The sequence below is a fragment of the uncultured Gimesia sp. genome, assembly GCF_937919775.1.
Taxonomy (GTDB): domain Bacteria; phylum Planctomycetota; class Planctomycetia; order Planctomycetales; family Planctomycetaceae; genus Gimesia.
Genome location: NZ_CALFPF010000221.1, coordinates 1 through 8,699 on the forward strand (window position 1 = coordinate 1; position 8,699 = coordinate 8,699).

The window sequence follows — 8,699 nt, forward strand, 5'->3', positions numbered from 1 at the left end:
AGGAACCTTTTTCTGCTCTGCTGTCAACATCATAACAAAAAAGTAGACTAAGACATAATTAAATACCCCTGGTCCGATTCCTCAGATCAGGGGTATTGATTGGTCAGAAATAACTAAAGCAACTCACCTACTTGCCAAAGATCGCGGCCTGGTGCAGATGCAGAGTCCCTTTGCCTTCCAGGCCGATACGGACATATTTCGCACGCGTTCCCTCAGGCAGTTCGATTGTCCATTGTGGTTCGACTTTTTCCGCCGTCCAGACCTTTTCGAAGTTCGTGCCGTCGCTGGAAATCCAGACGGTCAGTCCTTTGGCGCGCTCCTGCAGGCCGCCTCGATTTCGCAGCCAGATCGAACGGATTTCAGAATCATTCTGCAATCGGATGGTGACAGACGGCGAGTCGGTATCCAGGTCGGAATGGAACGCGAAATCAAATGACTCCGCCGGAAATTCCGTCAAAAACAGATACGCGTCTTTGTTCCAGGTGCTGTTCCCGAATGCACCGTCGAATTTGATCGCCGCCCCGCGCGAGATTTCATTGAACCCGTTACGCTTGCGGAGCTTGATCGTTTTCTGCTGCGCGCTGATCCAGCCCTCTTTATCCTGTACCGCAGTAATCTGACGTTGTTTCGACAGATACGCCACGAGGTCCAGAAATTCAATCGGCGCGATGGTTTTAATCAGGCCTTCGGGCATCGAACTGGATTTCATCGGCTTACTCAGTTCGATGTCCTCTTTCAGGATGTCGATCTTTTTGCCTTTCGCCAGACCCAGCGAAATCATCTGATCGGTCTCGGCGAGAATGAAACCGGTATGCACTTCGCCTTCGACGGTCACAATCGCCACGGTTTCGTAACCTTTCGAGATCTTGTCGTTGGGCATCAGGACCGACGTCATCATTTCAATCTTGCTGACCCGCTGACCGATGTCACTCAAGTCCGGTCCAAACTTTTTGCCCAGGTCGCCTACCATGTGGCAGGCCGAGCAGACCTGCTTGAACACGCCTTCGCCCCGCGCGACGTCGCCCCCTTCTAATTTCGCCAGCTCTCTGATCGCCGCCTTGCGATCACCTTCCGATGCGTTTTCAGATTCCGCCATTTCCAGTGGTTTGACAGCCGCGCCGCCCGGGCCCGTCATCTTCTTAAAGCGGGCGAGATACTTTTTCGCTGCCTCGGAAGAACCTGCCAGAAAATCGGGTTTCTTTTCCGCCGCTTCCCACGCCGGTTTCAATGCGTGCAGCGTGTGTTCCAGCGTGTAGTCGGTCCAGTAATCAAGTTTGTGGTCGGCGGCGTGCAGCGCGAGTTGTGTCGCTTCGACCGTCGGGAAGAAACTCAAGCCGCGCACCGCTTCCAGTCGCACGCGCGGATGCGGATCGCTGACCGCTTTCGCCAGATACTCCATGAGTTTTGGCTGACGATCCATTTCATTCACCAGCACATGAATCGCAGCCGCCCGCGCACGATATTCGTCCGTCGCCAGAATCCGGTCGACGAGTTTCGTATCAACGGCGCGGAAACTTTCCTGAACCCACATCGCTTCGCACAACTGCATGGGGTCATTGACGCCCTCCACCCATTGATTGACGGCCGCCAGTACCTGTTCCCGATCACGATCCCAGAGTTCACGCCGTGCGCGATAACGGGTTCTGATTTCGTAGGTCTTCAACTGCTCCAGCAGTTCTTCAATCGATTTGCCAGCCTGAGTAATCGGCTCCAGGAGCGGTTTCTTCGTATTCACCAGTCGATAAACGCGTCCATGTTTGTGGTCGCGATTCGGATCACGTTGCGAATACTGCATATGACCAATCAACGCGTTGCACCAGTCACCAAACCAGACGGCGCCGTCCGGGCCGATTTTCGGATCGACGGGGCGGAAAATCATATCGGTCGACGAAAGCAGATCGTCGACGCGTTCGCCCTCGAAGCCGGCTTCCTCTTTTTGATCACGCAGATTGAAGCGGGGCATGCCGTGCATGTTGATCACGCAGGCATAGATAAACTGATCCTGCATCGCATCGGGCAGATGCCGTGAGATTAAAAATTCGTTACCAACAGCAGGACGCATGCCCTGGTTATCAAAGTTCGGTTCAAGCGTCCGCCGCGTAGTGACTTCCAGACCGGATAACGGGCTCGTCCAGTGCTGTTTCGCGTTTGTTCCATCACCGACCATGCCATTGCCCCACTTGTCGAATACCAGACACCACGGGTTTCCGTAGCCGGGCGTGCGGAAGTGGCGAAACTTCAGGCTGCGTGGATCAAACGTGTAACAGCCGGCCGTCCCTGAGTTGCGGAAGGCGCCGCGTGGCGTTTCGAGCGTTGTAGAGAGCGCCACCCCTTCGAGCATGTGCAGCAATCCGCCATGCGAATATTCCCAGGCCCCGACTGTATGATGCGTGTCGTCCGTCGCGATGCCGTCTACGATCTGTTCCACCACATCGGCTTTATCGTCGCCGTCTGTGTCTTTCAGAAACAGAATCCGCGGCTCATCGACCACCAGCACTCCGCCGTTCCAGAATTCAAAACCGGTCGGGCAAATCAACTTGTCGTAGAACGTAATACATTTATCCGCGCGACCATCGCCGTTGGTATCTTTAAAGATCAACAGGCGGTCGCTGGGGCGTCCCGCGCCGGGCATCCACTGCGGATAATTGGCCATACACGAAACCCACAAGCGCCCCTTGTTATCAAAGGCGATCTGATTCGGATTCGCCAGTTCGGGGAACTCCCGCTCGGAAGCAAACAGTTCCACCTTGAAACCCTCGGGAACGGTCATCATCTTGATTGACTCTTCCGGCGTTGGGTACTTCAACTCTTTCGGTTCACGCATTTCGCGAAAGCGTTCGTCTCGGCTGCCAAACATCGTTTCGGGAATGAAAACTTCCCCCGTCTTTGAATCGTCGGGCTTGTCCGGCACTTCACGGCCGGCGGCCATCTCCCAGATGTACCGATCACGGACCGCGACCATCTTACGAATTTTCTGATACTCGCCGGGAAACGTTTCCGTATCCCAGGTCCGACGACCGCCGTAGACATACCAGCCATTCAGCATCCGATAGTCTTGTGCGTGAAACCAGGATTTGTCGTTCACCCATTTGCGCACCGCATCGAATTTTGAAGTCCCTGTTCCCAGTGGATGTCGTGACGGAAACAGGCTCGCGTCCAGCATTTCCCCAATCACCCGGTCGCCCGCCTCGTTGGCATGCGCGCCATTCGATGTGAACTGATTCCCGGGCTCTTTTGCGAACAGCGGTTTTGTATCGGTAAACAGATCCACGAAACGATGCCCGTCTTCCTGTGCCAGTTTTTCAATCGCGGCCGTATACGCGGCCAGATTTTTATTTTCTTCGACTCCCGTTGGCTGCAGCGGATCTCCCGTTGATTCAAAGGCAATCGGGCTGATCAGCACGAAGCGTGGCTTACGGCCTGCTTTTGTGAAGCGTTTGGTTTGCTCTGCGATATACGCGCGATACTTGGCAACGAAGGCGTCCAGACTTGATTTCGAATCGCCGGCGAAGGATTCATTGAAGCCGAAGAAACAGAAAAACGTCTCCGGCCCGTAAACTTCCAGCGGATCGTCAATCGTCGTGTAGTTACTGGGACGTTGCTGAATGCCGACTTCATCTGCCGGCCAGCCGAAGTTCCGGAAAATGATCTGCTTCTCCGGATAGCGCGTCTGCAGCAGCGTCTCGAAATTTCCGAACAGGTTCATGCGTTCGGCCAGCGAGTTCCCGACGGCGGCAATGCGTTCATTTTTTTTCAGTTCATAAGGTTCAGCGGCCGTCACAGACGAATGCAAATTGCACAGGATGAGAGCAGCAATCAGAAGACAAAGTCGCATTCCAGTATCCTTTTCAGTTCGGTATTTTTCGCGGTGGGATCAGCATCGTGTAATCACGACACAAGGCGGGAAACAGATTTTCGATTTTGCGGAAACGTTTATTAGAGTGCCGGCGCAAGGTAACCGTGATCGATTACCAAATTCTTCACCACTCATACGCCAAACTCTACAATACCGATAGGTGCAGGGGAGCGTCAAATGAGACTCCGCGACCGACGTTCCGAAATGGGAGAATCGGATTGCGTAGTGGACACCAAATGGCTGGATCTCAGCGGCAGGACTTTTCCCATAAGCCAGTACTATATTGACATTTACAACTTCTGGCCAAAATCAGCCAGGGCATTGATATAGATACATGGTTTCAGATTTTTCCGGATAAACAATCTTGCCTTTAAGTAATTCGTTTGCAACAATTTATTTTGAGGTTACCTATGAAGCTGACAAAAGAACAATCTGAAGCCATTTCTCGCGGCGAAGAAGTCCCTGTAAAAATCGAGGGGACGGAATGTGTCGTAATCCGCAGGGACGTCTACGTGCAGGCGATTAAGACAATGCGTGAGGCCCATCCCGGCGATCTCTCTGAAGCAGATCTGCGCCAGATTTTAGCTCGTGCCTACGAAGCAAGTGACTGGAACGATCCTGAAATGGATATATATAACGATTACGATAATGCAAAGAAGTAATGTCATTCTTGTAAACATTCCCTATGTTGGCGCACCAGGGAGCAAGATACGGCCTGCACTCGTTCTGCAAAACGACACATTAAATACACAACTCAATGAAACAATCATTGCTGAAATCACTTCAAACACACGAAGTCGACTTAATGAAAATAATGTGTCTATCAAAATATCTACTCCGGAAGGAAGTGCTTCCGGTCTGCTGAGAGATTCGCTCGTGCGTTGCAATCGCCTGCATACGATTCCGCAAGCTGACGTGCAAAGAGTGATTGGCCATCTCTCTGCAGATCTCATGCGGCAAGTCGAAGATCCTGTGAAGAACTCGCTTGAGATGTAATCGAGCATTGACGGCAAGGTGACACTAGCGGCTTGCCCCAATACTGTTCGGTTTATCTTTTGCGGTTGACTTGACGGGGTGCTACTGTTGGCTGGCCCAACAGTGTGAAAACACTACAAAACAAGGCATAAATAACTAGATCAGATTAAGCGGCCCTGATATTAGTGGTATCTATTCTGAACGGGCCTTCCCTTGTGAGCCTTTCTCAACATCATGTTTTTCAAACCAGTCGAGAATCCGCAATAACACGTCTTCACGATGCGGCAGCTGTCGGATCGGATGACCTTCATCGGGATAGAGCACCATCTGCGTCTCGACGCCCGATTCTTTCAACGCCCGGTAAAACATTTTGCCCATCGCCACCGGACAACGGCGGTCGTTTGTGGCGTGCAGAATCAGCGTGGGCGTTTTGACCTGATGAGCATAGGTCAGCGGGCTGTGTTTACGCATCCGCTCCGGGACTTCCCAGGGATAACCGCTCATGTCGTATTCCGTCCAGCTTTGCAGATCGCTCAGATGCCACATCACGTTCAGATCGGTCACCGCATTTTGCGCCACCGCGGCCCGGAACTGATGCGTCTGCCCCACGAGCCAGCTCGTCATGTAGCCACCATAACTGACGCCATACACGAACTGACGTTTGGGATCAGCGATATTCTGTTTCACGAGATCATCGATACCGGTGAGAATGTCTTGCATATCGCCGCCGCCGAAGTCGTTGCGATCCGCATCGAGGAATTTCAGGCCGTAACCGGTCGAACCGCGGAAGTTCGGCTGGAAGACGGCGAAACCCCGGGTGGCGAAAAACTGCGCATCAAATCCGTGGCCGCTGGCAGCGCGATGATGCGGTCCGCCGTGAGGCATGACCAGCAGCTTATAAGGAGGCTTCGCGACCGAAGCGGGCGGCGTGGTCAGAATGCCTTCGATCTCCAGACCATCGAAACTCTTCCAGTGAATCACGTCCACCTCGCCGCGCAGCCGCTTGCCGATCTTTGGGTTACTGGCCGGCAGCAGAGGACTTCGCCCGGGTGTGGGGGGAAGTTCCACAGTGATCGCTGCGGGGCCGACATCCAGATTCACCGCCTGCGGCACCGTTTTCACGCCTTGAATTGAGTTGAACGTCACACGCTGGTTATCGAGCCAGCATACTTCGGGCAACGGATATTCCGGTGAACGATGCGGCGGTTTGTCGGCTTGCGGCTGATGGTGATCGAACAGAATACGTTCCGTCGCGCCGTCTTCGTAGAGCTCCACCACCGTCAGATTATAGACATCCCGATGCGGGCCTTTATTCCGGGGAGAACTCAGACAGACCAGCCGTTTACCATCGGGTGAAATCCGCGGCGAAAATTCGGGCCCCGGTCCCTTGGTTAATTGCTCGAGCTTGTTGTCTTTCAGCGTGATTTTCCAGAGGTCATAATTATGATTGATACTATAACGGACCGACTCCTGCTCAGGCGTGCGGTTAGCGTGCACGACCACGAACGAACCATCGGGCGACCACTGCGGCTCGCCGTACCAGTAATCGCCGGGCGTGATGCGGGTGATATTGTTCGCGGCTACCTCACCCGGAGTCTCAAGCAGATCCGCCACCCAGACCTGTGTGGGGCCATAGCCTTCGTAACCTTCCCCCTGATCTTCCCGCACGATGAGTACGTTGTTCCGGCGTTCCTGTTCGGTGCGGGGATCTTTGCCTTCATCGGCCACGAACATCAGTTTCTTTCCATCCGGCGAAAAACAGACGCGGCCATAAAACGGGTCCGTAATCACGCGACCATAGGGTTTCCCGGGCCCGGCCAGCGGAATCGCCGCACCACCCGCAGTCGGCATCAGCCAGATATCCACGGCAGTATCAGAATACGGGGGAACCGGTTTGAAAGCAGGCGTGCCATCAGGAAACGACCGGGTCGAGAGAAACAGGATCCACTTTCCATCAGGCGAACGCAGCAGCCCAAACGCATCCGGTTCACCCACCTCCAGCGCCCGTGGCTCATGTCCGGCATCGACTCGCCAGAGAGACCGCTTCAGCGAACGCGTTTTGGGATCAACGCGCTGCCGCACATAAACGACGCTCTGTCCGTCTGCGAGAGTAATCGGCTCCAGCGCGACGTCAGTCAGATACAGATCGGCAATTTGAGGCGGGATCGGCTCCTCCGCGAAAACAGCCTGCGCCATCGCCAGCCAGATCAGCAGAACGATTCCAGATAAACGAACCATGTCGAGTCTCCCAGGAAAGAATCAGGAACAACAGCACTCTGTTTCCATGCTAACCGGCTTGATTTCGAATCACAACAGAGACAATACGATCAAAAAACAGCAGGAAACACATCTTTGGATTCAAGAGAACGGACCTCGTCTTAATGGCCAGTATCCGGAATGTAAATTCGTCAAGCTACGCGAATATTTAAGAACGGTGACTGAAATGAGAGAAAAGCATGGTAAAATCCTGGTAATCACACAGCTGAATTATTCAAAGCAGACAACGTCTGGTCAGTGAGGCAATCCATGTTCGCAAAAATCATGAACGTGACTTTCGGTCCCGCGTTCCTCAGCAAAGTCATCATCTGTCTGTTATTGTTTTGCATAACAAAACCAGCTTCAGCGATTGAAGCACAAAAACCGGAAATCAGTCTGGCTGATCAGATCGTACTGGAAAACAAAATTCACCGGGAAGAGTTCTATGGCGATGTCAAATTGCTGCACAGCCCTTATTTGATGGATGTCCAATTTTCTGCTGATGGTTCTGTCCTGTTTTCGCAAGCGGAAACGTTGCGCCTGTGGCGAAGTGATACCGGCGTGTACTTAGGAAGTATTGTGGGACCAGCTAGATTCAGTAGATTCGCACAGCTTAACAATTCGCGTTGGATTGTCACCGTTGATCATATTGATGCTGATGACCATGGGGCGTACTATGGAGTTCCTCAAAATCTACCGAATCTGAGAATTTGGGATGTGATCACAGGTAAGTGTCTGGCAATCCGTCGCCTGGATATTCCGGTTAATGCCTTTAAAATATGGATACCTAGTTTAGCAACGGTAGAACAAAATCAGACGGCATATCTGATTTTAGACTACGATGAGAAGACTGAGAATTATGAGTGGCCCAGGACTCATTATCTATTAGGATTTCAGGGCCAATATTTAATTCCATATTGCAAGTTGGAATTTGAAGACCCAATCGAAGACCTTCTCTGGGTCCCACAATTCGGACAACTTTATGTCTCTAACGAGTATAATGTTTCAGGTTTTGACCCTGTTTCCAAGAAAATATTGTGGGAGAAAAAACTAGCTGATTTAGAGAAGATAACAACGCCTGTTGATGAATTAATCGTCATCGATCAACCATATGATATCAGTGCCTCGTTGCGAATCGATTCGGCGAGGCAAAGATGGCATTTAGACATGGAGGAAGACCGATTAGGCAATGAAAAGATGATATGGAGCAAGGCAGCAAATCGAGTTTGCTATATAGAAAGGGAATCGGTAGAAATCAACCTCTTTAACGCGAAAACGAAAAAACGTGTTGCCCCCCCAACCGGTACGGTGAATGCACTCTCATCACTCTCTGCAAACAACTTTTCTGGTTCTTTCGACTATAATGATGTGTTTGTATTTCAATTCGAAGCACCTGATCACATACGTCGTACTTTTAAGACAAACGTGCCTAAGAATTCTTGTGTGGCGATTTCTAAGGATGCAACAACTTTATTGGTAGGTGAAGCTTCTGGTAAAGCGTACGCATGGAACCTGTCCAATCACAAAAAACTCTTCACACTAACTGGTGTGTCAAAAAAACTGCTATGTATTGCAGCAGATACGTCTCAAAATAGAATTGTCGCAGGCGATC

Annotated in this window: 6 protein-coding genes; 4 read left to right on the plus strand and 2 right to left on the minus strand. The window is 51.8% G+C overall.

Features of this window, described 5'->3' with window-relative positions; genetic code table 11:
* Positions 1-127 precede the first annotated feature (127 nt).
* On the minus strand, positions 128-3,835 hold the full coding sequence (locus tag Q0294_RS05885; protein WP_299461867.1) for a PVC-type heme-binding CxxCH protein: 3,708 nt from the start codon (positions 3,833-3,835) through the stop codon (positions 128-130).
* 431 nt (positions 3,836-4,266) lie between these two features.
* Here Q0294_RS05885 and Q0294_RS05890 point away from each other — a divergent pair, with 431 nt between their 5' ends.
* Entirely contained in the window at positions 4,267-4,518 is a 252-nt protein-coding gene (locus Q0294_RS05890) for a hypothetical protein (RefSeq protein WP_299461869.1), read from the plus strand.
* Entirely contained in the window at positions 4,505-4,852 is a 348-nt protein-coding gene (locus Q0294_RS05895) for a type II toxin-antitoxin system PemK/MazF family toxin (RefSeq protein ID WP_299461871.1), read from the plus strand. The genes Q0294_RS05890 and Q0294_RS05895 overlap by 14 nt, the downstream gene beginning before the upstream one ends.
* Before the next feature lie 171 nt (positions 4,853-5,023).
* Here Q0294_RS05895 and Q0294_RS05900 read toward each other — a convergent pair whose 3' ends face one another.
* On the minus strand, positions 5,024-7,069 hold the full coding sequence (locus Q0294_RS05900; protein ID WP_299461873.1) for a S9 family peptidase: 2,046 nt from the start codon (positions 7,067-7,069) through the stop codon (positions 5,024-5,026).
* Between Q0294_RS05900 and Q0294_RS05905 the strand changes: the two genes are divergently transcribed.
* Positions 7,068-7,349 carry a hypothetical protein gene (locus tag Q0294_RS05905; RefSeq protein ID WP_299461875.1) on the plus strand — a complete coding sequence of 94 codons (282 nt, stop codon included), beginning with the start codon at positions 7,068-7,070 and terminating at the stop codon, positions 7,347-7,349. The genes Q0294_RS05900 and Q0294_RS05905 overlap by 2 nt on opposite strands.
* 8 nt (positions 7,350-7,357) lie before the next feature.
* Positions 7,358-8,699: hypothetical protein (locus Q0294_RS05910; RefSeq protein WP_299461878.1), on the plus strand; the 1,342-nt coding region annotated here is incomplete at its 3' end.